This is a genomic window from Altererythrobacter epoxidivorans, assembly GCF_001281485.1.
Lineage (GTDB): Bacteria > Pseudomonadota > Alphaproteobacteria > Sphingomonadales > Sphingomonadaceae > Erythrobacter > Erythrobacter epoxidivorans.
This window is the reverse complement of sequence record NZ_CP012669.1, coordinates 2,452,413-2,473,976: the sequence shown is the minus strand read 5'-3', so window position 1 is coordinate 2,473,976 and position 21,564 is coordinate 2,452,413. Positions and strand designations below refer to the sequence as shown.

General features: G+C 63.1%; 29 protein-coding genes. 18 read left to right on the top strand and 11 right to left on the bottom strand.

Annotated elements, in window-relative coordinates; translation table 11 throughout:
• Nucleotides 1–80: 80 nt before the first annotated feature.
• The 12 genes from AMC99_RS12185 to AMC99_RS12135 all read left to right on the top strand — a co-directional run bounded on the left by AMC99_RS12185 (nt 81) and on the right by AMC99_RS12135 (nt 7,510).
• Entirely contained in the window at nt 81–491 is a 411-nt protein-coding gene (locus tag AMC99_RS12185) for an SUF system Fe-S cluster assembly regulator (protein WP_061926910.1), read from the top strand.
• Nucleotides 488–2,002 (top strand): Fe-S cluster assembly protein SufB, encoded by a 1,515-nt coding sequence (gene sufB, locus AMC99_RS12180; RefSeq protein WP_061926908.1) that lies wholly within the window; start codon nt 488–490, stop codon nt 2,000–2,002. Before AMC99_RS12185 ends, sufB begins: the two co-directional genes overlap by 4 nt.
• A 62-nt stretch (nt 2,003–2,064) precedes the next feature.
• A complete protein-coding gene (locus tag AMC99_RS12175; RefSeq protein WP_157058327.1) occupies nt 2,065–2,394 on the top strand; it encodes a hypothetical protein in 330 nt (109 codons plus the stop codon).
• Nucleotides 2,391–2,927, top strand: coding sequence for an endonuclease domain-containing protein (locus AMC99_RS12170; RefSeq protein ID WP_061926904.1), 537 nt, complete (start codon nt 2,391–2,393; stop codon nt 2,925–2,927). The genes AMC99_RS12175 and AMC99_RS12170 overlap by 4 nt, the downstream gene beginning before the upstream one ends.
• 16 nt (nt 2,928–2,943) lie before the next feature.
• Nucleotides 2,944–3,102 (top strand): hypothetical protein, encoded by a 159-nt coding sequence (locus AMC99_RS14035; protein ID WP_157058326.1) that lies wholly within the window; start codon nt 2,944–2,946, stop codon nt 3,100–3,102.
• A gap of 32 nt (nt 3,103–3,134) precedes the next feature.
• Nucleotides 3,135–3,884, top strand: coding sequence for a Fe-S cluster assembly ATPase SufC (sufC, locus tag AMC99_RS12165; RefSeq protein WP_198143613.1), 750 nt, complete (start codon nt 3,135–3,137; stop codon nt 3,882–3,884).
• Nucleotides 3,881–4,633 carry a SufD family Fe-S cluster assembly protein gene (locus tag AMC99_RS12160; RefSeq protein WP_061926901.1) on the top strand — a complete coding sequence of 251 codons (753 nt, stop codon included), beginning with the start codon at nt 3,881–3,883 and terminating at the stop codon, nt 4,631–4,633. The genes sufC and AMC99_RS12160 overlap by 4 nt, the downstream gene beginning before the upstream one ends.
• A gap of 41 nt (nt 4,634–4,674) precedes the next feature.
• Nucleotides 4,675–5,856 (top strand): cysteine desulfurase, encoded by a 1,182-nt coding sequence (locus AMC99_RS12155; protein WP_232301551.1) that lies wholly within the window; start codon nt 4,675–4,677, stop codon nt 5,854–5,856.
• On the top strand, nt 5,853–6,356 hold the full coding sequence (locus tag AMC99_RS12150; RefSeq protein ID WP_061926897.1) for an SUF system Fe-S cluster assembly protein: 504 nt from the start codon (nt 5,853–5,855) through the stop codon (nt 6,354–6,356). The genes AMC99_RS12155 and AMC99_RS12150 overlap by 4 nt, the downstream gene beginning before the upstream one ends.
• Nucleotide 6,357: 1 nt before the next feature.
• Nucleotides 6,358–6,657, top strand: a complete 300-nt coding sequence (locus AMC99_RS12145) for a hypothetical protein (protein WP_061926895.1) — start codon at nt 6,358–6,360, stop codon at nt 6,655–6,657.
• Nucleotides 6,654–7,151, top strand: a complete 498-nt coding sequence (locus AMC99_RS12140; RefSeq protein ID WP_061926893.1) for a GNAT family N-acetyltransferase — start codon at nt 6,654–6,656, stop codon at nt 7,149–7,151. Before AMC99_RS12145 ends, AMC99_RS12140 begins: the two co-directional genes overlap by 4 nt.
• Nucleotides 7,148–7,510, top strand: a complete 363-nt coding sequence (locus tag AMC99_RS12135; RefSeq protein WP_061926891.1) for a HesB/IscA family protein — start codon at nt 7,148–7,150, stop codon at nt 7,508–7,510. The genes AMC99_RS12140 and AMC99_RS12135 overlap by 4 nt, the downstream gene beginning before the upstream one ends.
• Before the next feature lie 43 nt (nt 7,511–7,553).
• Here the strand turns inward: AMC99_RS12135 and AMC99_RS12130 are convergent, their stop codons facing one another.
• The 3 genes from AMC99_RS12130 to AMC99_RS12120 form a co-directional block, all read right to left on the bottom strand.
• Nucleotides 7,554–8,495 (bottom strand): hypothetical protein, encoded by a 942-nt coding sequence (locus tag AMC99_RS12130; protein WP_061926889.1) that lies wholly within the window; start codon nt 8,493–8,495, stop codon nt 7,554–7,556.
• A 107-nt stretch (nt 8,496–8,602) separates the two neighbouring features.
• Nucleotides 8,603–9,043: a hypothetical protein gene (locus tag AMC99_RS12125; protein WP_232301416.1), complete on the bottom strand. Its 441-nt coding sequence runs from the start codon at nt 9,041–9,043 to the stop codon at nt 8,603–8,605.
• Nucleotides 9,033–9,719 (bottom strand): EI24 domain-containing protein, encoded by a 687-nt coding sequence (locus AMC99_RS12120; RefSeq protein WP_061926888.1) that lies wholly within the window; start codon nt 9,717–9,719, stop codon nt 9,033–9,035. Before AMC99_RS12120 ends, AMC99_RS12125 begins: the two co-directional genes overlap by 11 nt.
• Before the next feature lie 128 nt (nt 9,720–9,847).
• On the opposite strand from AMC99_RS12120, the gene AMC99_RS12115 reads away from it, so the two are divergent.
• Nucleotides 9,848–10,843, top strand: a complete 996-nt coding sequence (locus AMC99_RS12115) for an adenosine kinase (RefSeq protein ID WP_061926886.1) — start codon at nt 9,848–9,850, stop codon at nt 10,841–10,843.
• A gap of 25 nt (nt 10,844–10,868) precedes the next feature.
• Here the strand turns inward: AMC99_RS12115 and AMC99_RS12110 are convergent, their stop codons facing one another.
• Nucleotides 10,869–11,252, bottom strand: a complete 384-nt coding sequence (locus tag AMC99_RS12110; protein ID WP_061926884.1) for a hypothetical protein — start codon at nt 11,250–11,252, stop codon at nt 10,869–10,871.
• A gap of 102 nt (nt 11,253–11,354) precedes the next feature.
• Complete coding sequence (gene purD / locus AMC99_RS12105) at nt 11,355–12,638, bottom strand: phosphoribosylamine--glycine ligase (RefSeq protein WP_061926882.1); 1,284 nt, start codon at nt 12,636–12,638, stop codon at nt 11,355–11,357.
• Here purD and xseA point away from each other — a divergent pair.
• The 4 genes from xseA to AMC99_RS12085 all read left to right on the top strand — a co-directional run bounded on the left by xseA (nt 12,637) and on the right by AMC99_RS12085 (nt 16,348).
• Nucleotides 12,637–14,142, top strand: coding sequence for an exodeoxyribonuclease VII large subunit (gene xseA / locus AMC99_RS12100; RefSeq protein WP_061926880.1), 1,506 nt, complete (start codon nt 12,637–12,639; stop codon nt 14,140–14,142). The two genes, purD and xseA, sit on opposite strands and share 2 nt — an antisense overlap.
• Before the next feature lie 24 nt (nt 14,143–14,166).
• Nucleotides 14,167–14,370, top strand: a complete 204-nt coding sequence (locus AMC99_RS12095) for a DUF2093 domain-containing protein (protein ID WP_061926878.1) — start codon at nt 14,167–14,169, stop codon at nt 14,368–14,370.
• Nucleotides 14,371–14,462: 92 nt separating this feature from the next.
• On the top strand, nt 14,463–15,305 hold the full coding sequence (locus tag AMC99_RS12090) for a M23 family metallopeptidase (protein ID WP_232301415.1): 843 nt from the start codon (nt 14,463–14,465) through the stop codon (nt 15,303–15,305).
• A 50-nt stretch (nt 15,306–15,355) separates the two neighbouring features.
• Nucleotides 15,356–16,348: an esterase-like activity of phytase family protein gene (locus AMC99_RS12085; protein WP_061926876.1), complete on the top strand. Its 993-nt coding sequence runs from the start codon at nt 15,356–15,358 to the stop codon at nt 16,346–16,348.
• A 69-nt stretch (nt 16,349–16,417) separates the two neighbouring features.
• On the opposite strand, the gene rpmB is transcribed toward AMC99_RS12085, so the two are convergent.
• Nucleotides 16,418–16,705, bottom strand: a complete 288-nt coding sequence (rpmB, locus tag AMC99_RS12080; RefSeq protein ID WP_061926874.1) for a 50S ribosomal protein L28 — start codon at nt 16,703–16,705, stop codon at nt 16,418–16,420.
• A 176-nt stretch (nt 16,706–16,881) separates the two neighbouring features.
• Between rpmB and AMC99_RS12075 the strand changes: the two genes are divergently transcribed.
• Nucleotides 16,882–17,337, top strand: a complete 456-nt coding sequence (locus AMC99_RS12075; protein ID WP_083440241.1) for a nucleoside deaminase — start codon at nt 16,882–16,884, stop codon at nt 17,335–17,337.
• A 3-nt stretch (nt 17,338–17,340) separates the two neighbouring features.
• Here AMC99_RS12075 and AMC99_RS12070 read toward each other — a convergent pair whose 3' ends face one another.
• From AMC99_RS12070 to AMC99_RS12050, 5 genes are all read right to left on the bottom strand, one after another.
• Nucleotides 17,341–18,048: a ribonuclease T2 family protein gene (locus tag AMC99_RS12070; RefSeq protein ID WP_061926870.1), complete on the bottom strand. Its 708-nt coding sequence runs from the start codon at nt 18,046–18,048 to the stop codon at nt 17,341–17,343.
• Nucleotides 18,045–18,464 (bottom strand): hypothetical protein, encoded by a 420-nt coding sequence (locus AMC99_RS12065; protein ID WP_157058325.1) that lies wholly within the window; start codon nt 18,462–18,464, stop codon nt 18,045–18,047. The genes AMC99_RS12070 and AMC99_RS12065 overlap by 4 nt, the downstream gene beginning before the upstream one ends.
• 58 nt (nt 18,465–18,522) lie before the next feature.
• The gene (nadC, locus tag AMC99_RS12060; RefSeq protein WP_061926866.1) at nt 18,523–19,383 is read right to left on the bottom strand and encodes a carboxylating nicotinate-nucleotide diphosphorylase; all 861 of its coding nucleotides are present in this window, start codon (nt 19,381–19,383) and stop codon (nt 18,523–18,525) included.
• Between the two features lie 118 nt (nt 19,384–19,501).
• Nucleotides 19,502–20,299 (bottom strand): LytR/AlgR family response regulator transcription factor, encoded by a 798-nt coding sequence (locus AMC99_RS12055; RefSeq protein WP_061926864.1) that lies wholly within the window; start codon nt 20,297–20,299, stop codon nt 19,502–19,504.
• Entirely contained in the window at nt 20,296–21,513 is a 1,218-nt protein-coding gene (locus AMC99_RS12050) for a sensor histidine kinase (protein WP_061926862.1), read from the bottom strand. The genes AMC99_RS12055 and AMC99_RS12050 overlap by 4 nt, the downstream gene beginning before the upstream one ends.
• Nucleotides 21,514–21,564 lie beyond the last annotated feature (51 nt).

The window sequence follows — 21,564 nt, the reverse complement described above, 5'->3', positions numbered from 1 at the left end:
GGAAATGCGTTGAAATCAGGCATCCCGGCGCATAGCTGCAAATCGGAACGAAATGGTCCGATTAAAGAACTGACTGCGCAATGAGACTTTCAAACCTGGCCGATTATGCCGTCGTTACAATGAGCGCAGCCGCGCGCCATTGCGGCGGTGCGCGCACCAGCGCGGCCGAACTGGCGGCAGAAACCGGCCTTCCGGCCCCAACCGTGCAGAAGGTCGTCAGCATGCTCAGCAAGGCCGGCCTGCTGCGTTCGGTTCGCGGGGCGGGTGGCGGCCTGCAGCTGGCCCGGCCTGCTGCGGCAATCAGCGTCGCCGATATCGTAGAGGCGGTGGAAGGGCCGATCGCCCTCACCCAGTGCGTCGATGGCGACGCCTGCGCCGTCGATCACAATTGCTCGGTCAAATCGCATTGGCCGGTCATCAACCAGGCATTGCGCGGGGCGCTGGCGGAAATCCCGCTGACCCGGCTCGCGCGTGAAGAAGTACCCGCATGAGCGACAATTTCGACACCCAGGATACCGAAATCCAGGACCGCGATGCGCGCGAGGCCGCCGCAAAGGCTGCCGAGTATGAGCATGGCTGGTCGGCGGACATCGAAACCGAATTCGCCGAAAAGGGCCTGACCGAGGACACCGTCCGTTTCATCAGCGCCAAGAAGGGCGAGCCGGAATGGATGCTCGACTGGCGCCTGAAGGCGTTCCGCCTGTGGCAGACGATGGAAGAGCCCGATTGGGCGAAGCTCGGCTATCCGGCGATCGATTACCAGGATGCCTATTACTACGCCGCGCCCAAGAAGAAGCCGACGCTGAAATCGCTCGATGAACTCGATCCCGAGATCAAGGCGGTTTACGACAAGCTCGGCATTCCCGTGGCGGAGCAGGAGCTGCTCGCCGGGGTCGAGGGTGCACGCAACCCGATGGCGGAAAAGAAGATCGCGGTCGATGCGGTATTCGACAGCGTTTCGGTCGCCACCACCTTCCGCGAGGAACTGAAGAAGGCTGGCGTCATATTCCTGTCGATTTCTGAAGCGGTGAAGGAATATCCCGAGCTGGTGAAGAAATGGCTCGGCAAGGTCGTGCCGCAGAAAGACAACTTCTTCGCCACGCTCAACAGCGCGGTCTTTTCGGACGGCACCTTCGTCTATGTGCCCGAAGGGGTGCGCTGCCCGATGGAGCTTTCCACCTATTTCCGCATCAATGCCGAAAATACGGGCCAGTTCGAACGCACGCTGATCATCGCGGAGAAGGGCACCTACGTCAGCTATCTCGAAGGCTGCACCGCGCCGATGCGCGACGAGAACCAGCTCCATGCCGCCGTGGTCGAACTGGTCGCGATGGAAGATGCCGAGATCAAGTATTCGACCGTCCAGAACTGGTACCCCGGCAATGCCGAGGGCAAGGGCGGCATCTACAATTTCGTGACCAAGCGCGGGCTGTGCCAGGGCGCGCGGTCCAAGATCAGCTGGACGCAGGTCGAAACCGGCAGCGCGGTGACGTGGAAATACCCCTCATGCGTGCTCAACGGCGAAGACAGCGTGGGTGAATTCTACTCGGTCGCCGTGACCAACAATTTCCAGCAAGCCGATACCGGCACCAAGATGGTGCACAATGGCAAGGGCAGCCGCTCGACGATCATTTCCAAGGGGATTTCGGCGGGCAAGTCGAACAACACCTATCGCGGGCTGGTTCGCGTGGGCGCCAATGCCGACAATGTCCGCAACTTCACCCAGTGCGACAGCCTGCTGCTGGGCGACCAATGCGGCGCGCATACAGTACCCTATATCGAGGTAAAGAACCCCAGTGCCCAGATCGAGCACGAGGCGACCACATCGAAGATCAGCGACGACCAGCTGTTCTACGCCATGCAGCGTGGGCTCGGCGAAGAAGAAGCCGTGGCGCTGATCGTCAACGGTTTTGCCAAGGATGTACTGAAAGAGCTGCCGATGGAGTTCGCCGTCGAAGCGCAGAAGCTGCTGGCGATCTCGCTTGAGGGGAGCGTGGGGTGAGGTATCAGTTTGTCTCGGCCGTTGCTCTTTTCGCCACGCCGGCTCTCGCATCTATGGGGCCTGTGTCCGATCCGTTGGACGGATTTCGCGCCGAGCAAGTCTCAACCATGATTGTTAAAAATCCAACCGACGCGATCGGGGCGGATCCCCGATTCGAGCCTGAGCAGAGCAATCCATCAATCTCGATAGATTGGACACGCGACGACAGCGCGCACCTTTGGGCAGACGTGATCTATCAAAATCCAGATACCGGTATCTATCGCGAGAGAAACGAGCGTTTCGAGTTTGCCCGGCGCGATGATGGTGATTGGAATATGGTTGGCTCGTGGTCGCGCTGGAAATGCCTAAACTCGGATGGCGATGATTGGTCGACTCAAGAGTGCCAACTATGACTGAACGCAAAACCCTCAACCTCCGCGACACATCGGAAGCCGAAACACCCGCGCTCAAGAAGAAGGGCCGCGGGTGGGAGATCAGCGAGAAGCGGCTCGATGCGCTGCATGACATGGCGCGGCAGAAGCGTCGCGATGCGAGCGAAGCGCACAAGGCACTGGCCGAACGCTTCAGCAAGGCGGATCTCGGGCGCTACACTTTCAAGCGCTTCGCCGTGGTGGGTTCGGCCATCGTCGACTTCAACTGCCACAATCTCGGCATGGCGATCATGATCGATGAGGAAGGACAGGACGAAACCCTCGCCAAGCGGCGCGACAAGAGCCTCGAAAGCGTCGGCATCCGCGTGATGCGGATCAAGGCGACGGACATTCTCGAAAACATGGACGCCGTCCTGCAACGGATCACCGCCGGTATGCGCATGCGCATCGCCGACAGGAACGAGGCAAGGCGCAAGCACAACGCCGAAAATCCGCGCCAGACCCGGCCGCGGTATGATCGACCAGGGGGATCACGCAATGACAGGTCTCGATAGTGTAATTTCGCCCGACATGCAGAAGCTGCTGGCATTCCTGCTGCCGGTGCTGTTCGCCATAGGCACGCTGGTGATGAATTTGAGCCGCGGCTTCACCATCGGCGGTTACGTTTTGATCGCCATTTTCACCGCATTGGCGATTTATTTCATGCCAGGCTTTGCCTCGCTCTTCTGATTCACAGGCTTTTTGAAACGATGACCAACCCGATTCTCGAAATCGAAAACCTCCACGCCGAAATTGACGGTAAGCAGATCCTCAATGGACTTACCCTGTCGGTCGCCGCCGGAGAAGTGCATGCGATCATGGGGCCCAACGGTGCAGGCAAGTCGACGCTCGCCTATGTGCTCGGCGGACGTCCGGGATATGAGGTGACGCAGGGCAGCGTGCGGTTCGCCGGCCAGGACCTGCTGGCGCTCGACCCGCATGAACGTGCCGCCTCGGGCCTGTTCCTCGGCTTCCAGTACCCGGTAGAGATCCCCGGTGTGTCGAATGTCCAGTTCCTGCGCGAAGCATTGAACGCTCAGCGCAAGTACCGCGATGAAGAGCCGCTCTCGGGCGGCGAATTCCTCAAGCTGGCGAAGGAAAAGGCAGGCCTGCTCAAGCTCGACATGGAAATGCTCAAGCGCAACGTGAACGTCGGCTTTTCGGGCGGCGAGAAGAAGCGCGCCGAAATGGTCCAGATGGGCATCCTCGATCCGAAATTCGCGGTACTCGACGAAACCGACAGCGGGCTCGACATCGATGCGCTGCGCATCGTGGGCGAAGGCATCAATGCGATCATGCGCGCACCCGACAAGGGCGTGCTGCTGATCACCCACTACCAGCGCCTGCTCGACGTGGTGAAGCCGGACAAGGTCTCTGTGCTTGCGGCTGGCCGCATCGTCCAGACCGGCGGGCCGGAACTCGCCCTACGCCTCGAAAACGAAGGCTATGACGCGGTGATGGCCGAGGCATGAGCGAGGCCGGAACCCTTCCAACGCGGCGCGACGAAGCATGGCGCTATGCTGCCATCGATCGGCTCGGCACCCTGCCCGAATGGCGCGAGATCGCCGTTCCTGAGGGCGAGACTTTGCGTGAATGTTTCGCCATCGAAGACGGCGCGGATGGCTCCGACAGCGAAGTCCGCCGCCTGCGCGTTTCGGTGGGTGAGGGCGCGCGCTGCGAAATCTTCGGCACGATCGCATCGCGCGATTATGCCCGGGTGGAAGTGCAGGTAACGCTTGCCCGGGGTGCGCATTTCGAGCTCGGCGGAGTGACGGTGGGCGGCCGCGATACGGTGCGCGAATTCGTCACCCATGTGATCCATGCTGAACCCGATGCGACCAGCAACCAGACCGTGCGCAGCGTTCACTGGGGGCAGGGCACCGGCAATTTCCTCGGCAATATCGACGTCGTCCGCCACGCGCAGAAGACCGACGCGGCGCAGGACTTCAAGGGCCTGCTGCTCGAAAAGGGCGCGAGCGTGAATGCCGTGCCGCAGCTCGAGATTTTCGCCGACGACGTGAAGTGCGCGCATGGCGCGACCGTGGGCCAGCTCGACAAGACGGCGCAGTTCTACATGGCCGCGCGCGGACTTCCGCCCGAAACCGTCCGCCGACTGCTGGTGCAGGCCTTCATCGGTGACGCATTCGTCGCTCTTGATGACGAGGACGAGGGCGAGCGCCTGATGCGCGCCGCGCTCGACAAGCTGGACGCGCACCTGTGACCCGGACGCTCGAACTGTCCCTGCGCGACGATTTTCCCGGCATGAAAACACCGGATGGCGCGCCGTGGCACTATCTCGATACCGCCGCGACCGCGCAGAAGCCGCAGACGGTGATCGATGCGATGACGCGCGCGCTCGGCAGCGACTATGCGACCGTTCATCGCGGGGTTTACGCACGTTCCGCCGACATGACTTTGCGCTACGAAGCGGCGCGCCGGCGTGTGGCCGGGTTCCTCGGCGGGCAGGAGGACGAGATCGTCTTTACCCGCGGGGCAACCGAGGCGATCAACCTCGTTGCGCAATGCTGGGGCATGACCCGTCTGGGCGAGGGCGACCGGATCGTGCTGTCCACGCTCGAGCATCATTCGAACATCGTTCCCTGGCAAATGGTGGCCGAACGCACCGGGGCCGAGATCGACGTCTGCCCGTTGACCGAAAGCGGCGAAATCGACCTCGGCGCACTCGAGGCGATCCTCACGCCGCGAACCAGGCTGGTTGCACTGGCTCATGTTTCGAACGTGTTGGGTTCGGTGCTCGACGCGAAACGCGCTGCCGAGCTTGCGCATTCGGTAGGCGCGAAGCTGCTGCTCGACGGGTGTCAGGCAGCCCCGCGCATTGCTGTCGATGTCGCAGAAATCGGCTGCGATTTCTATGTCTTCAGCGCGCACAAGCTCTACGGCCCGACGGGGATTGGGGCGCTTTGGGCGCGTGCCGAAATTCTCGAGGACATGCCGCCATATCAGGGCGGCGGCGCGATGATTGACCGGGTGACGTTCGATCGCACGACCTACGCTCCGCCGCCGCAGCGGTTCGAGGCGGGTACGCCCGCCATCGCCGAAGCAGTCGCGCTGCATGCGGCCATCGATTACGTCGAGGAAATCGGTCTCGACCGGATTCATCGGCGCGAGGCGGAGCTGGTTGCCCGCCTGCGCCGCGAACTCGGCAAGATGAACGATGTTACGCTCTTCGGCCCTGCCGAAAGTGCCGGCATCGTCAGCTTTGCGATCGACGGGGTGCATCCGCACGACCTCGGCACCATCCTCGACGAAGAAGGCGTCGCCATTCGCGCCGGGCACCATTGCGCCCAGCCGCTGATGGACCACCTCGGCGTGACGGCGACTGCGCGCGCCAGCTTCGGCCTTTATTCCGACGATAGCGATATCGACGCCATGCTCGCCGGCATCGAGCGCACCCGCCGTATTTTTGGGAGTAGCAACGGATGAACAAGCCATCCGAAGACCAGGATTTCGTAGCCGCACCGGCGCCCAACGAGGATGTGGTGCAGAAGCCGCCGCGCGCACGTGTTTCGGACGCGGTAGATCCCGACGAAACCCCGCGCGAAACGATGGAGCGCAAGCGCGACTATCTGGAGGGTTTCCTGCAGAAGAAGCCCGAGGGCCTCTCGCCCGGCGAACCCGGCGGCGATCTCTACGAGGCGGTCATTGCCGCGCTCAAGGAAATCTACGATCCCGAAATCCCGGTGAACATCTACGATCTCGGCCTGATTTACGGCGTCGAGATTTCCGATGAAAGCGATGCCCACATCACCATGACGCTGACGACCCCGCATTGCCCGGTCGCAGAAAGCATGCCGGGCGAGGTCGAACTGCGCGCCGCCAGCGTGCCCGGAGTGCGCGATGCAGAGGTCAATCTCGTCTGGGATCCGCCGTGGGGGCCGGACCGCATGACGGATGAGGCGCGGCTCGAACTGGGGATGCTCTGACTTGGAAGAGATGCTCGCGACCGCCGACATCCTGCTCGATCCGGATTCGGAGCAATGGCAGCGCATGCATGCGGTGCAGGATCTCGACAGGCACGGTCGGCCTGCTCTCCCCTACCTGTTCGAAGCATCGAACCTCGACTGGAGCCATGACCCGGCCATGTTGAGCCTCATCGGCGACAGCATTGCCAATATCTGGCGCGAAGCCGGGATCCTGATGACTGCTCCGGTCGAAGGTCTCCCGCCCCAGACTATCGACCAGATCGAGGCGCATCGCGATTACTTCAGGAAGCAGGCTTCATGACCGATCAGCAATCCCTTTCAATCACGGTCGCTGACTACAGCGCAGCCGACGACGCGGAAATCCTGCTTTCGCTGCTGGACGCCTATGCAAGGGACCCGATGGGCGGCGGCGAGCCGCTATCGGATCACGCCCGCACCAGCCTTGTATCCGGCATGGCGGCAACGCCAGGCGCATTCTCGCTGATCGCAAGGCTGGGCGGCGAGCCTGTCGGCCTCGCCAATTGCTTCACCACATTTTCGACCTTCGCCGGGGCACCGGTGGTCAACATCCACGACATGGCCGTCCTTCCGGGCCATCGCGGTACCGGTATCGGGCGCGCGCTGATGGGGGCGGTAGAGGGCGAGGCCTTGAAGCGCGGCGCCTGCAAGATCACATTGGAGGTGCTGAGCGGCAATATCACCGCGCAATCGCTCTACCGCTCATGCGGTTACGGCGACTATGCCCTCGATCCCGCCGCAGGCAGCGCATTGTTCTGGCAGAAGAAACTGACATGACCGAAACGACGACATCATCCCGGGCCCGCCCTGCTGCTGTGATCCTGACCCCGGCGGCGGAAGAGCGCATCGCAGAATTGATGGCGAAGGCGCCCGAGGATGCGATCGGCGTCAAGCTGTCGACCCCGCGCCGCGGCTGCAGCGGACTCGCCTATTCGGTCGATTACGTCAGTGAAGAAACCAAATTCGACGAAAAGATCGAGACGCCGGGCGGCATCTTCTACATCGATGGCGCAAGCGTGCTCTATCTCGTCGGTTCGACGATGGACTGGCAGGAAGACGATTTCACCGCAGGCTTCGTGTTCGAAAACCCGAACGCCAAAGGCGCTTGCGGCTGCGGCGAAAGCTTCATGGTCTGAACAGGTCCCGGGCGGCGCCAAGGTTGCACCGCTGCAAACCCGATCAGCCCTCGTCGACGATCCGGCTGAGCAGGGCGCGTTCCAGGTCGTCGACCTGACCGTCTGAATCGATCATCTTTTCGAGCCATTCCTGCTCGTGATCGGTCACGATGTTGCCAGCAGCCTGCGCCTCGGCAAAGTTCGTTCCGCGCACATTTTTGCCGAACACTTTACCAAAATGGTTCTTAACCTGCGGCATTTCCTTGGCCATTGCGCCAAAGAAACGCCCGACACTGGCGCTGTTGTCGGCTACGAAGCTTTCCAGCTCCTTCACCCGCTCATGGCTCAGATGCGCATTCTGCAGCTGGAAACCCTTGAGGTAGTTCGCGACGCCATCGACGAACAGGTCGTCCCACTGGGGCGCATTCTCGTCGTAAACGGTCTCGTCCTTGAGGCGGAACAGCATTTCGGCGTCGTAACGTGTCACGACTGCCGGGCCGTGCCCGCCCGATGCGAATACGAGGCGGCGGACAATGGCGCATTCGGCCGCGCTGATGTGCGTTGCCGACAGGTCGCCGCCGTGGCGCGTCGGCCCGGTCCCGGTGAGGACGGCCTTTTCGATCTGGTTCAGGGCATAATTCTTGAGGCTATCGGGCACGTTGCGGGCGCGTTCTACGATCCGCACCAGCAGTTCGAGTTCGCCCATGCTTTCGAGGCGCCCGTCGTGGTCGAGCGCCTGCATCAGCCATTGGGCTTCGCCTTCGTCGCACATCCCGCGCGGTTCGCTGCCGTTGAGCACGAATTCCGTGATCGCCTCGACGAAGAAATCGACCCACTCGGTGGTTGGATGCGTCAACGAGCGGTTGATCGCGAAGATCGCTTCGGCTTCTCCGCGATGGATCTGTCCGTCACCCCAGCCTAGCTGGCGCAGGCTGAGCAGTTCGGAAGGCGAGATTACGCCGTCTTCCGCCACCTGCTTGGCGAGTTCGGTAAACTGATGGCTCATGCGGTCTCAACCTTTCCCCGTGGGATCGTCCACTTTCAGGAAGGTGCAATCGCATATCAAGCTTAAGACCGGGTTACCGCGGGCCCCTGGCCCATGCTTCCCGCGGGTTAGCGCCTCCCGAGCGCGCGAACGCAGGCGGCCCTGTCGACCGCCTGGCCGTCGCTGGCCCGCCGTGCCTCGACATGGGTTGCGCTCGGCACGGCTCCGGGACTGAGCGGATAGAGATAGATATCGAGCACGCAGGGTTCGCCGCTGAATTGCAGCTTGCGCGCGTCGCCTTCCTTCACATCGAGCCGCGGCTTGCCCAGCAAAGCCTGCAACGCATCGGCATTGCGCCCGATCACGTTTTCGAGCCCGGCTGCACGCATGACTTGCGGCGCGATGAAGCCCGAGGCGGACGGCGCAACTTGCGGTGTTGACGGGCGCTGCGGCGGCGGGGTGGTTGCCGGGCGCAACACGCTCTGCGTGCTCTGCACAGGCGGCATGCCGCCCCCGCCGCAGGCAGCGAGCGCTCCTGATAGCATGACGATGGCGAGCTTACGGATCATGACGACCGAACCTGTGATTGACGAGATGGGTTCCCGCCGCGGCACCGATGACCGGCGCGAGGAAATTGGCGAAAGGAACCAGCATCATACCGGCAATGGCCGATCCCAACAGCAATCTCTCGCCCAGATGCACCGGGTTTGCGCTGTCCGGTTGGATGCGCTGCCTGAGCCAAGCCATGTCGGTCAATTCGCGCCCCAGCAAGACGGCATTGGCACCGAAGAAGGCAATTGCGGGGCCGATGGCGGTCGGGATCAGCAGGAGGGCGACCGGGATCGCGACGAGGTTTACGCCGATGGTGCGGCCGATGCTCCGCAGGCTGTTCGAAATGTCTTCGCTCAGCGGCAGCTTGCGCGCCCGGTTTGCAGCTGCGGGATAGTGCTTGCGCTCTACCGCGATCACGATTTCATCCGCGAACAGCTGGATCACGGCGATGGCAACGACACGGAACAGGAACCAGGCCCCCGCCAGCATCAGGAGCGCCGACAGCACGACATAGGTATCGCTGCTGAGGTCGAGATAGTCGGACACCAACCACGGGAGCGCCTTCGACACGCCGTATCCGGCAGCAACGAACAGCGCGACGGTGATCGCCACACTCTTTGCCAGCACCGCCAGGATCGCGCGGTCGCCCAATTGTCGCAGCGACAGGCTGATGGCGGAAATGACGGCGCGCATGGTAGCTGATCGTTTCGGAGCGCATCGGCGCCAAGTCAACGATTTCGAGGTCATTGCCCTTGGCGATCCCCCGCCAAGTCGCTAGGCGCGCCACCAGTAATGCAATTCAGGAAAATGTGACCCTACCTATGACCGAGCCGAGATACGACGTCATCGCCATCGGCAATGCCATCGTCGACGTTATGGCCCCTGCCACCGACGACCTGATCGAGGAACTGCAGCTCAATCGCGGCGGCATGACCCTGGTCGATGCCGAGCGGGCAAAGGAGCTTTACGACGCGATGGGTCCGGCGCGCGAGATTTCGGGCGGATCGGCGGCGAACACGCTGGCGGGTCTCTCGGCGCTCGGCGCGCAATGCGCTTTCATCGGGCAGGTATCGAACGACCAGCTGGGCGAGGTCTTCGCGCATGACATCCGCGCCGTGGGGATCGATTTCGACACCGCACCGCGCCAGGGCGAACCCTCGACCGCGCGCTGCCTGATCTTCGTGACGCCCGATGCGCAGCGTACGATGAACACCTTCCTCGGGGCGAGCCAGTTCCTTCCTGCCGAAGCTCTCGATGAAGAGGCGATCGGCGGCGCCCGCGTGCTCTATCTCGAAGGGTATCTGTGGGATCCGGAAGAACCGCGTGCCGCCATGCGCCGCGCCATCGAGGCCGCCCGAAATGCCGGGCGAGAGGTTGCTTTCACCCTTAGCGAGGTCTTCGTGATCGACCGCCACGGCGACGATTTCCGCGCGCTGATCGACGACGGGCTGATCGACATCCTGTTCGCCAACCACCTCGAACTGGCTGCCCTGACCGGCGAGGACGACCTTGAGGCGGGCATCGCCGCGCTCAAGGACAAGGTGCCGACGTTGGTCGTGACGCGCAGTTCCGACGGTGCCGTGGCGACGCGGAATGGCGAGCGCGCAGAAGTCGCCGCCGAACCGATCGACCAGGTTGTCGATACGACCGGCGCCGGCGACCTGTTCGCAGCAGGCTTCCTCTATGGCCACGTCAATGGCGAACCGCTGCAGAAATGCCTGCGCCGCGGGGCGATCGCCGCGTGCGAGATCATTTCGCACTATGGCGCGCGTACCGAGGCGAACCTCAAGGCATTGATGGACGAAAAGCTGGGCTGACCCGGCTCGCGGCCTGACTGGAGCCTCAGTCGGGCATCCGCTTGTAGTCGTCAGTGCGCAGCGTCATCAGATAGTCTGCGACCATTTGCGCCTGCTTCGGTTCGAGGTCGAAATCCATCACCTCGGGATAGTTGTGCGCGTCGAGCAGCCAGCTGACCATGGTTTCCTCGGTCAGTTCCTCGCGGTTGGCGATATCGACCCAGCGCGGGGCATGCGGATTGGGCGACAACTCGTTGTCTTCCAACGCGTGGCAGCCGCCGCAGGCAGCCTGGACGAAGGCGAGCGTATCGTGATCGACGGTCTTGGCGGCGGTTTGCTGCGCGCCGCGCGGAGCCGTCTCCGGAATTTCGGAGGTCATGCATCCCGCCACCAGTGGGACGAGCGCCGCGAGAAACAGGATACGCCGCATTATCGATTCTCCGAAACCCGATTCCAATCAAATTGGCCCAACCAACTTGGCGCCAACCAACTGGCCAAGCATCCCACCACCAGGCGGGCTTGGCAAGCGCGCTCAGCCCGCCTTGTTCGCTGCTTCGCGTTCGACCTCGCGCCAGCCGATATCGCGGCGGCAGAAGCCGCTCGGGAATGAGATTGCATCAACCGCTTCGTAGGCAATCCGCTGCGCCTCGGTCACGTTCTGGCCCATCGCCGTCACGTTGAGCACGCGGCCTCCGTTTGCCACCAGCGCGCCGTCAGCCATCGCGGTTCCGGCGTGGAAGACCTTGCCGGATACCGATTGCGCGCCGCCCACATTGATCGCGCCGCCTTTCTCTGGCGTGCCGGGATAGCCCTTGGCCGCCATTACGACGGTAAGCGCGGTTTCGTCGCCAAAGGGGGCATCGCAGCCGTCCAGTCGCCCTTCCGCGCAGGCGAGCATCAGCTGCGCGAGGTCGCCCCGGTAACGCATCATCAGAACCTGACATTCCGGATCGCCGAAACGGCAATTGTATTCGATCAGCCTCGGCCCGGTCTCGGTCAGCATCAGCCCTGCGTAAAGTACGCCCGAATAAGGCATTCCTTCTGCGCGCATCGTGTTGACTGTCGGTTCGATGATTTCGCGCATCACTTGCGCCTCGAGCTCCGGCGTCAGAACCGGCGCAGGGGAATAGGCACCCATGCCGCCGGTATTGGGGCCGGTATCGCCTTCGCCGACACGCTTGTGGTCCTGCGCGCTGCCAAAGGGCAGGATCGCGGTACCGTCTGTAAGCGCGAAGAAGCTTGCTTCCTCTCCGCGCATGAATTCCTCGATCACGACCTCGGCACCGGCATCGCCGAACTGGCCGCCGAACATGTCGGCCAGCGCGGCCTCGGCTTGCGTGCGGGTCTCGGCAATCACGACGCCCTTGCCAGCAGCAAGCCCGTCTGCCTTCAGGACATAGGGCGCATCGAAACGGTCGAGCGCCGCCGTCGCTTCGCCGAGGGTGGACGTCCTGACATATCCAGCGGTCGGAATGCCTGCGCGCTCGCACAGATCCTTGGTAAAGCCCTTGCTGCCTTCCAGCTGTGCCGCCGCCTTCGACGGGCCGAACACCGCGATTCCGGCGCTGCGAAGGCTGTCGGCCAGCCCGTCCACAAGCGGGGCCTCGGGCCCGACCACGACGAGCGCGATCCCGTGCTTCTGGCAAAATGCGATCACGGCTGCGTGATTGGTCGCATCGAGTGCAACCAGTTCGGCTTCCTCGGCGATGCCCGGGTTTCCGGGGGCAGCGTAAAGCTTTGTGAGCGAGGGGGATTGCGCCAGTTTCCACGCCAGCGCATGTTCGCGCCCGCCCGAGCCCAGAAGAAGGATATTCATGGCTGCTCCCGAAGAATACGACAATGCTGGAGGGCTGGTAGCGCGCTCGGCCAAGGGCGACAACGCCGAGCCGCTGACAATCAGCGAGATTTCGTCGGCATTGAAGCGGACGGTCGAGGATCGGTTCGGCTTCGTGCGCCTGCGGGGCGAGCTGTCGGGCGTCAAGCGCGCCGCGTCGGGTCACATGTACTGCTCGCTCAAGGACGAAAATGCCGTGATCGATGCGGTCATGTGGCGCGGCAATGCCGGGCGCTTGGCATTCCGGCCCGAAGACGGGATCGAAGTGATCGCGAGCGGCAAGATCACCACCTATCCCGGGCGGTCGAAGTACCAGATCGTGGTCGACAGCATGGAAATCGCGGGCGAGGGGGCATTGCTCGCCTTGCTCGAGAAGACCAAGGCAAGACTGGAGGCTGAAGGGCTGTTCGCGCGCGAGCGGAAGCGCGAAATTCCCTACCTGCCCAAGGTGATTGGCGTTGTCACTTCGCCAACCGGATCGGTTATCCGCGACATCCTGCACCGGCTGGAAGACCGCTTCCCCTCGCACGTGCTGGTGTGGCCGGTGCTGGTGCAGGGGCAGGGTGCCGCCGAACAGGTTGCACAGGCAATTCGCGGGTTTTCAGCGCTTTCCGAGGAGGGTTCCGTGCCCCGTCCGGACCTGGTGATCGTTGCGCGCGGCGGCGGCTCGATCGAGGACCTGTGGTCCTTCAACGAAGAGGTCGTCGTTCGCGCAATCGCGGAATGTTCCATTCCGGTTATTTCTGCGGTGGGTCACGAGACCGATACGACCCTTGCCGACTATGCTGCCGACCGGCGCGCGCCGACCCCTACTGCGGCCGCCGAAATGGCGGTCCCGGTCAGGACGGAGCTGATTGCGACCGTCGCCGATTTCGGGAATCGCCAGCGCCGCGCGGTCTATCGGCCGATCGAGATGGGGCGCGAACGCCTCGACGCCCGCGTCCGTCGTCTGCCGCAGGCACAGAACCTCCTGCAACCGCAGGCACAGCGCCTGGATGAACTTTCGGAGCGTCTACGCCGCGGGCTGATGGACCGTGCCGCGACCGGCCGCGACAAGCTGACCCGCAGCGCTGCACGCCTTTCCCCGCGATTGCTGGAAGGCGGATTGCGCGATGCTAGGCGCAGGCTCGATGGCGCTAGGTTGCAGCCAGCGCTCGTCACCCGCCCCATCGGGCTTGGCCGCGACCGTCTCGACGCATTGTGGCGGGTCGCGAGCCAGTTTCATCCGGAAAAGCCGCTCGAACGCGGTTATGCCATCGTTCGCGATGCCGATGGCAATGCATTGACCGGGAAAACCGCTGCGGAGCACCATGACCGGCTTGTCCTGCAGTTCCGCGATGGCAAGCTCTCCGTCCTGCGCGAGGGGTCCGATGCCAGCCCATCCTCACCGCCGCCACCGCCCAAGCCCGCCAGCTCCAAACCTCGCCGTGCGAAACCGTCCGCCGCAGGAGGAACCCCGCCCGTGCAGGATGATTTGTTCGGATAGGCGCGCTTTGCTAAGGGGACTGCCATGTTGATGTCATCGAGCGACGACGGGGCGAAGCTCCACTACGGCCCCAATAGTTTCCGCGTGCTTCGCGCAGGCCAGCACGTATTTTGTGCGATCACCGGCGAGGCGATCCCGCTGGAGGAACTGCGGTACTGGAGCGCCAAGCACCAGGAACCCTATGCTTCTGCAGAGGCAGCTGCCCAGCGCCTGGCGGAGCAGGACTGATTCGCGCAGCCGGATCGAAATTCGCAATATTCCTGGCTGCGAGCTGCCTGCTGGCGGCATGCAGCGGTGGCCCTGCCGAAAGCGGCGAGACAGTGCAGGCTCTGCCGACACCGGCGGCATCTCCCGTTGCAGCTAGAGCGCCGGCCCCTACTCCCACCCCTGATACGCCGAAGGGTCCGACCACCTTTCTCTATTCGGGTGAATTGACGCAAGGCGGCTGGATTCGTGGCCAGGCACCTGCGGGCACAGTCGCGGCGCGGCTGGGCGAGCAGAAACTGGTTTTGGGTGAGGAAGGGCGGTTTTTCGCCGCATTCGACCGCGATGCCGGAACGCAGGAAACGCTCGTCGCCGAACTGAAGGGCGGCAAGACTGTAATTTCGCCCCTGACGGTGACGCCGCGGGACTGGCAGATCGAACGGGTCAATGCCGCCCGTCGTCCCGGCGGTTCGAGCGAGGCCTTCATGGCGCGCCGCCGCCCCGAACTCGACGCGATCTGGAACGCGCGCGAAAAACGCACGGGCGCCGGAGGGTGGAGCCAGCAATTCATCTGGCCGGTGACCGGGCGAATCTCGGGCCGGTTCGGCTCCCAGCGCATCTACCGCGGCGAACCCGGAAGCTATCATTCGGGAATCGACATTTCGACCGGCACCAGCGGGACGCCTTATGTTGCCCCTGCCGATGGTGTCGTCGTGCTGGCAGCTGACGATTTCTCGCTCGAAGGCAAGCTGCTGATCATCGACCACGGGCAGGGCCTCAACAGCGCCTTCCTCCATTCCTCGGAACTTCTCGTGAAGGAAGGTGACCGGGTGAAACAGGGGCAGGTTATCGGCAGGATCGGTGCGAGCGGTCGCGCCACCGGGCCACATCTCCACTGGAGCCTGAAATGGTTCAATGCGCGGCTCGATCCGCTGCTGTTCACCGGTCCCATGTCCTGAAGCGCCCGCGGGCTTGACCTGACGCGGCGCGGCGGCAAACACGTTTTCCCATGAAATGGCGGCTGGTCATGATTGCGCTGGTCGCGCTTGCGCTGGCTCCCGGCACCTTTGTCCGCACGCCGATGGGGGAGCCGGACCTTCGGCCGATCCTCCGCATGGCGCCGCTCACGCACGAGCCCCGCTCATTCGATGGCTTCGAGATAGAGGGCGTGTGGCACCTGACCAGCCCCAACGACCTGTTCGGCGGGTTCTCCGGGCTGGCCGCCATCGGTGACGACGAATTTCTGGCGGTCAGCGACAAGGGCAGCTGGATGCGTTTTGGCGTGCCGGGGTCCGGAACAGGGGCTGTGTTTGGCGAACTAGACCGGGCGCGGCTGGGTGACAAGCGGCAGGTCGATGCGGAGGCGGTGACGCTGGATGCAACGAGCCGCCGCGTGTGGATCGCCTATGAAGGCACCAACACGATCGAGCGCAGCGGCTATGACCTCAAGGGGGCGCAGCGCGCGAAACCTGCCGGAATGAAGGACTGGCCGATCAATGGCGGGGCGGAAACGCTGACCCGGCTGGCAGGCGGGCGCTTCCTCGCCATCGGTGAAGGAAAGGCCGGATTGGGAGAAGTGGGCTATCCGGCGCTGCTGTTCGATGGCGATCCGGTTGCGGGCGCAGAGGCGACCTCGTTCCGCTTCGCTGCGCCCGATGGCTTTCGTGCGACCGATGCCCATGCGTTGCCCGACGGGCGCGTGGTGATCCTGATGCGTTCTATCAAGGGTTACCTGCCCCCGCGATTCGGGGCGAAACTGGCGATTGCCGATCCGGCAGAAATCAGGGCCGGCGAGATTTGGCGTGCCGAAGTGCTCGCGACCTTTCCCGCCTCATTGCCGAGCGACAATTTCGAAGGTCTGGCGGTGCAGCAGCGCGAGGGTGGCGGCCTGACGCTCTGGATCATGTCGGACGACAATGGCGCGAGTTTCCAGCGCACGCTGCTCTACAAGCTGCGCTGGGATCCTGCCGCAACGCGCGAAAACGCCATGAAGGACGGTTGACGCGAAAAAGCGCGCAGGGTCGCCCCCGCACGCCTTTCGAATACCAAAGCTGGCCGTGAGGCCGGAAGGTCAGGCCGCAGCCATCGCCTTCTTCAGCTCGCGCTTCACCTTGAGCGCGCCTGCCGAAAGCTTCTCGTCGCTGGTCTTCAGCAGCCAGTTGTCGAGACCGCCATTGTGTTCGACCGAACGCAGGCCCTGTGTCGAAACGCGGAACTTGAAGCTGCGGTCGAGCTTTTCGCTCAGCAGCGTGACGTTCTGCAAATTGGGCAGGAATACCCGCTTGGTCTTGTTGTTGGCGTGGCTCACGTTGTGGCCAACCTGGCGGCCTTTGCCGGTCAGTTCGCAGATGCGCGACATGATATCTCTCGTTCGTTCACAATTGCAGGCCGCCAAGTGATTCGGCAGACCCATTACCAGTCGGGTTTTCCCGGAAAGCGGCGCGCTTAGCGGGGCATGGGCGAATCGTCAAGCAAAGTTGCCGCCTGCCCGACAAGCCGCTAGCGCGGTGCGATGACGTGCTGCGGATCCCCTTCATGACTAGATGGCCGGTCCCCGAGCCGATGCGCCGTGCGCTCGATGCCGCAAGCGAGGCTGGCACGCAAGGCGAAGTGCCGATCGGCGCGGTCGTGGCGCTCGATGGTGAGATTGTCGCGGTTGCCGCCAACCGCACCCGCCAGCCGCCCGATCCCACAGGCCATGCCGAGATTCGCGCGCTTCGCATGGCGGCAGAAGCGCTGGGGCAGGATCGGCTGACCGGATGCGACCTCTATGTCACGCTCGAACCTTGCGCGATGTGTGCAGGCGCGATCAGCCACGCGCGAATCGCCCGGCTCTATTACGCGGCGAGCGATCCCAAGGGGGGCGCGGTCGAACATGGCGCACGCGTGTTCGAGCAGGATCAGTGCCTCCACCGGCCCGAGGTTTATACCGGACTTGCCGAGCAGGAAGCGGGCGACATGCTGCGCGAATTCTTCCGCGAGCGACGCTAGGCTCTAGAGCCCGCGCCAGATCTTAGCCTTGGCATCGTCCTTTGCGCCCATGCGGCTGCGGTCGCAGCGCGAGGGGCGGAAGCGCCTGTCGTAACAGAGGCGCAATTCCTCGAGCCAGCCGCGCTGGTTGAGGTGCACGCCGACCCCGGCCGAGGTCCAGCCCGGATTGGCATCGACGAAGGCCTTGCGGATTTCGCCTGCGGTCAGCCCGTCCTGCCGCGAAATGCGGTCGTAATCGGGCCAGCGGTAGGAGTTCCAGAGGATGTTCGCGACCTTGTAATAGGTCGCCGGGCGCCGCGTCATGCAGCTGCCATGCTTTGCCCATTGATGGACGACGAGGCTGGTCGATGGCGACACGCAAAGCTGCCGTGCGACGTCGATTCCGGTCGGGTGTTGCTGCGTCGGGCACCATTGCGGCCATCCGCGCTCGCTATCGGGCCATAGTCCGTGCAGCACGAAGCCGAAGCGTCCGTGGCGACCCGAACATTGCAGCGCCTGTGCCCTGCTGCTTTCGCGCCCACGACAGTATTCGGGGCTCCAGCTGAGCGCCATGGTATAGCCGCTGACCGGCGTTTGCCGGATCGGCCCCTCGCGTTCGGCGAAGGGCGGGGTAACCGCTCGCGGCATCCGGCATTGATAGGATTGTGCCTGTGCCGCGCCGGTAGTGAAAAGCGCCGCAAGCCAGACGATGCCTGCGGCGCTGATCCTCATTCGAAAACCGAAGGGTCGGCGGCCGAACTTCCGTCGAACCATGCCTTCGCATCGGGCGTGAACAGGAAATAGATCGAACCCAGCGACAGTGCCGTCGCGAGCAGCGACATCAGCATCTGGACAGTGGGAAGGGCCAGCGTCGCCGGAATGCCGATCAGGCCCCATATGGTGAGGACCACGAGGATCCATTTCGCCACCTTGCTCGCGCGGCGCGAGATGAAATACCACAGCAGCAGCGAGATCGTGATGCCGAAGGCAAATACGCCGATCATGAAGCCGCTGCCCATGCCGATTTCTGCCAGGTCGCCCTGGGTCATCGCGACCATGTCGTCGAAAAACAGCACGAAATTGATCAGGCCGACGACAAGCGAACCCAGGTAAAGCTTGTCGAACATTTGTATTGATGCAGGACGCATGGCGTACCCTCCCCCATGAAAACTGCGGAGAGAATAACGGTTTATCCGGCAAGGGCAATCAGAGCGGCGTGAAATCCAGCCCGATATCCGCAGCCGGCGCGCTCTGGGTCAATCGTCCGACAGAGACATAGTCGACGCCTGTCGCCGCCTTGGCCTTGATCGTTTGCAGGTTGATCCCGCCGCTTGCCTCTGTCGGTACGCGGCCTGCGACGAGAGCTACCGCTTCGCGCAGGGTATCAGGTTCCATATTGTCGAGCAGCAGGCGGGTCGCGCCCGCTTGCAGTGCAGGTTCGATCTGGTCGATCCGGTCGACCTCGCAGATGATGTCCTTCACGCCACCTTCGACGGCGCGGCGGACGGCCTCGCCCACCGATCCGGCGACAAGCACGTGGTTGTCCTTGATCATCGCAGCATCCCACAATCCCATGCGGTGGTTGCTGCCACCACCCATGCGCACCGCGTATTTTTCGAGGTGGCGCAGGCCCGGAATGGTCTTGCGCGTGTCGAGCAGCGTGCAATCGGGATTGTCCATTGCCCGCACATACTCGGCGACCATGGTGGCGATGCCGGAGAGGTGCTGGACGGTATTGAGCGCGGCGCGCTCTGCCGTCAGCATGGCGCGGGCATTGCCCTCGAGATGCATGAGGTCGGTTCCGGCCGGAACGCTCGCGCCTTCCTCGACGAGGATGGTGATGGTCATGTCGGGGTCGAGCGTGCGGAAGAACGCCTCTGCCACGGGTAGTCCCGCGACATGGATTGCATCGCGCGTGTCCATCACGCCCGAAAAACGCGCGTCTGCGGGAATCACGCTTTCGGAAGTGACGTCCTTCCCGCCTCCGGGCAGCCCCTCGCCAAGATCTTCGGCCAGCGTGTCACGGACGAATTTGTCGAGATCGAAACCGGTCAGTTTAAATGTCATGCAGTGTTCCTAACCGGGCCGGTGGAGGCCCGGCAAGGGCGACCGCCCGCCCGCAGCGGGTGCAGCTTGCTGCACGTCTAGCGAGGACGCTCCGACGGAGGTCGGTGCGGCAAACAAATCAATGAACGAAGCGCGCCACGACGTCGCGATAGCTGCGCGAAACCTTCACTTCTGCGCCGCTGTCGAGCACGAGGAAACATTCGCCATTGGTGTGCGGGCGGACCTGGCGCACCTGGTCGAGATTGACGATGGTCGAACGGTGGACGCGCTGGAACTTGCGCGGATCGAGCCGGCGTTCGAGGTCCTTCATCGTTTCGCGCAGGATCAGCGAATTGTCGCCGGTGTAGATGCACATGTAATCGCCGGCCGCCTCGATATGTTCGATCGTGTCGGTTTCGACGCGGAAGATCTGGCCGCGATCCTTCACGTTGATCAGCTTCTCGTAACGGTCGCCGGCCTCGCCTTCGCCATCGGAGAATTCCTCGGCCTTGTCGGGCGCGACTTCGCTCAGCACGTGCATCAGCTTTTCGGCTTCTTCGGCGCTCTTCTTTTCGGCGATGCGCATGCGCACACGTTCGATCGTGTCTGCCAGCTTGTCTTCATCGACCGGCTTCATCAGATAATTGACCGCATTCGCTTCGAAGGCGCGGATGGCGTGTTCCTCGAATGCAGTGACGAACACGAACAGCGGGGGTTCGATCTCCATCACACCCTTCACGACCGAAAATCCGTCGAAACCGGGCATCTGGATGTCGAGGAAGACGAGATCGGGTTTTTCCGTCTTGATCTTGCGGATGGCTTCGCGGCCGTTCGAACAGGTGCCGATGATTTCGACGTCTTCGAAGGGCTCGAGCCGCAGTTGCAGGCCCTGGATGGCCAGCTTCTCGTCATCGACCAGGATTGTGCGAATAGTCATGCGTTACTTCCAATAGGGCGGCCCGCTTCAAGGGGGATAACGGGCTCAGGGGGTGTGGGTTTCAATTTTTGCGCTGCCGGGGCGAAATCGGGTTCTTCGCTCGCCTCGGGTTCGAAGGGGATTTCGATCAGTACGCTGAACCCCCCACCGGGCTCGGATCGCGTTTCGAAACGGTGGTTTTCTCCATATGCCTGCAGCAACCGATTGCGAATATTCGCCAGGCCGACCCCGGTCGACACCGGTTCGCCAGGCCGGTTCGCAGCCAAGGTGAGCAGGTCTCGCTGGACCGGACCGTCCATGCCCGGGCCACTGTCCTCGACCGTGATTCGCACCCTTTCGCCGACAACGCGTGCGGTCACGGCGATTTCGGCACCCTCTTCCTGCGGCGAGACGGCATATTTGATCGCGTTCTCGACCAGCGGTTGAAGCAGCATCGAAGGCAGGCTGGCATCGCAGGCTGCATCCTCGATCTCGAAGCGGGTGCGCAGCCGTTCCTCGAACCGCATCCGCTCGATCCCGAGGTAAAGCTTCAGCGTCTCGATCTCTTGCGCCAGCGTCACCTGGCTGCCCGGCTGGGTCACCAGCGTATGGCGCAGGAAGGACGACAGACGTGTCAGCATCGCATTTGCAGGCTCGGTCTGTTTCAGCAGCACGAGGGTGCTGATCGAGTTTAGCGTGTTGAACAGGAAATGCGGGTTGAGCTGGTAACGCAGCATCGCAAGCTGCGCGCTGGTCGCCTGCGCTTCCAATCGCTCGAGCCGGTCGGTCTGCTCCTCGATCGTGAGGAAGTAATTGGTCGCGTAATAGAGCGCGCTCCACCCGCCGAGCAGGGTCAGCGGGATGTAGGACAGGCCGATGAAGCGCTGGGCAAAGGTCGTCTCGCGAATACCGGCATAATAGATGCCCTGCACCCAGGCATCGATCGAGGCATGGATGATCACCGCCACGATCAGCACGACGCCGGTCATGCCCCACGTCACCAGCGGCTTGCGGTTGATCAGCTGGCGATAGATCACCGACAGGATCAGGCTGATCGAAAAGCCGGTGATCGTCGTGATCAGGATGACGACCAGCAATTCCCATGACTGGCCATTTGCCAGTGCGGACATGGCGCGCAGCAGGAATGCGCCGCCCCAGCCGGCCAGCTGGAGGTTCCAGAAAGCCCTGTTCTTGTTCGCGAAGAAGGGCGTGGGGCGGAAGGGCAGCATCGCCATAACCTCCTCCGATAGCGGATTTTGCGCGAAGGTGCAGTTTGTTTTGCCCGT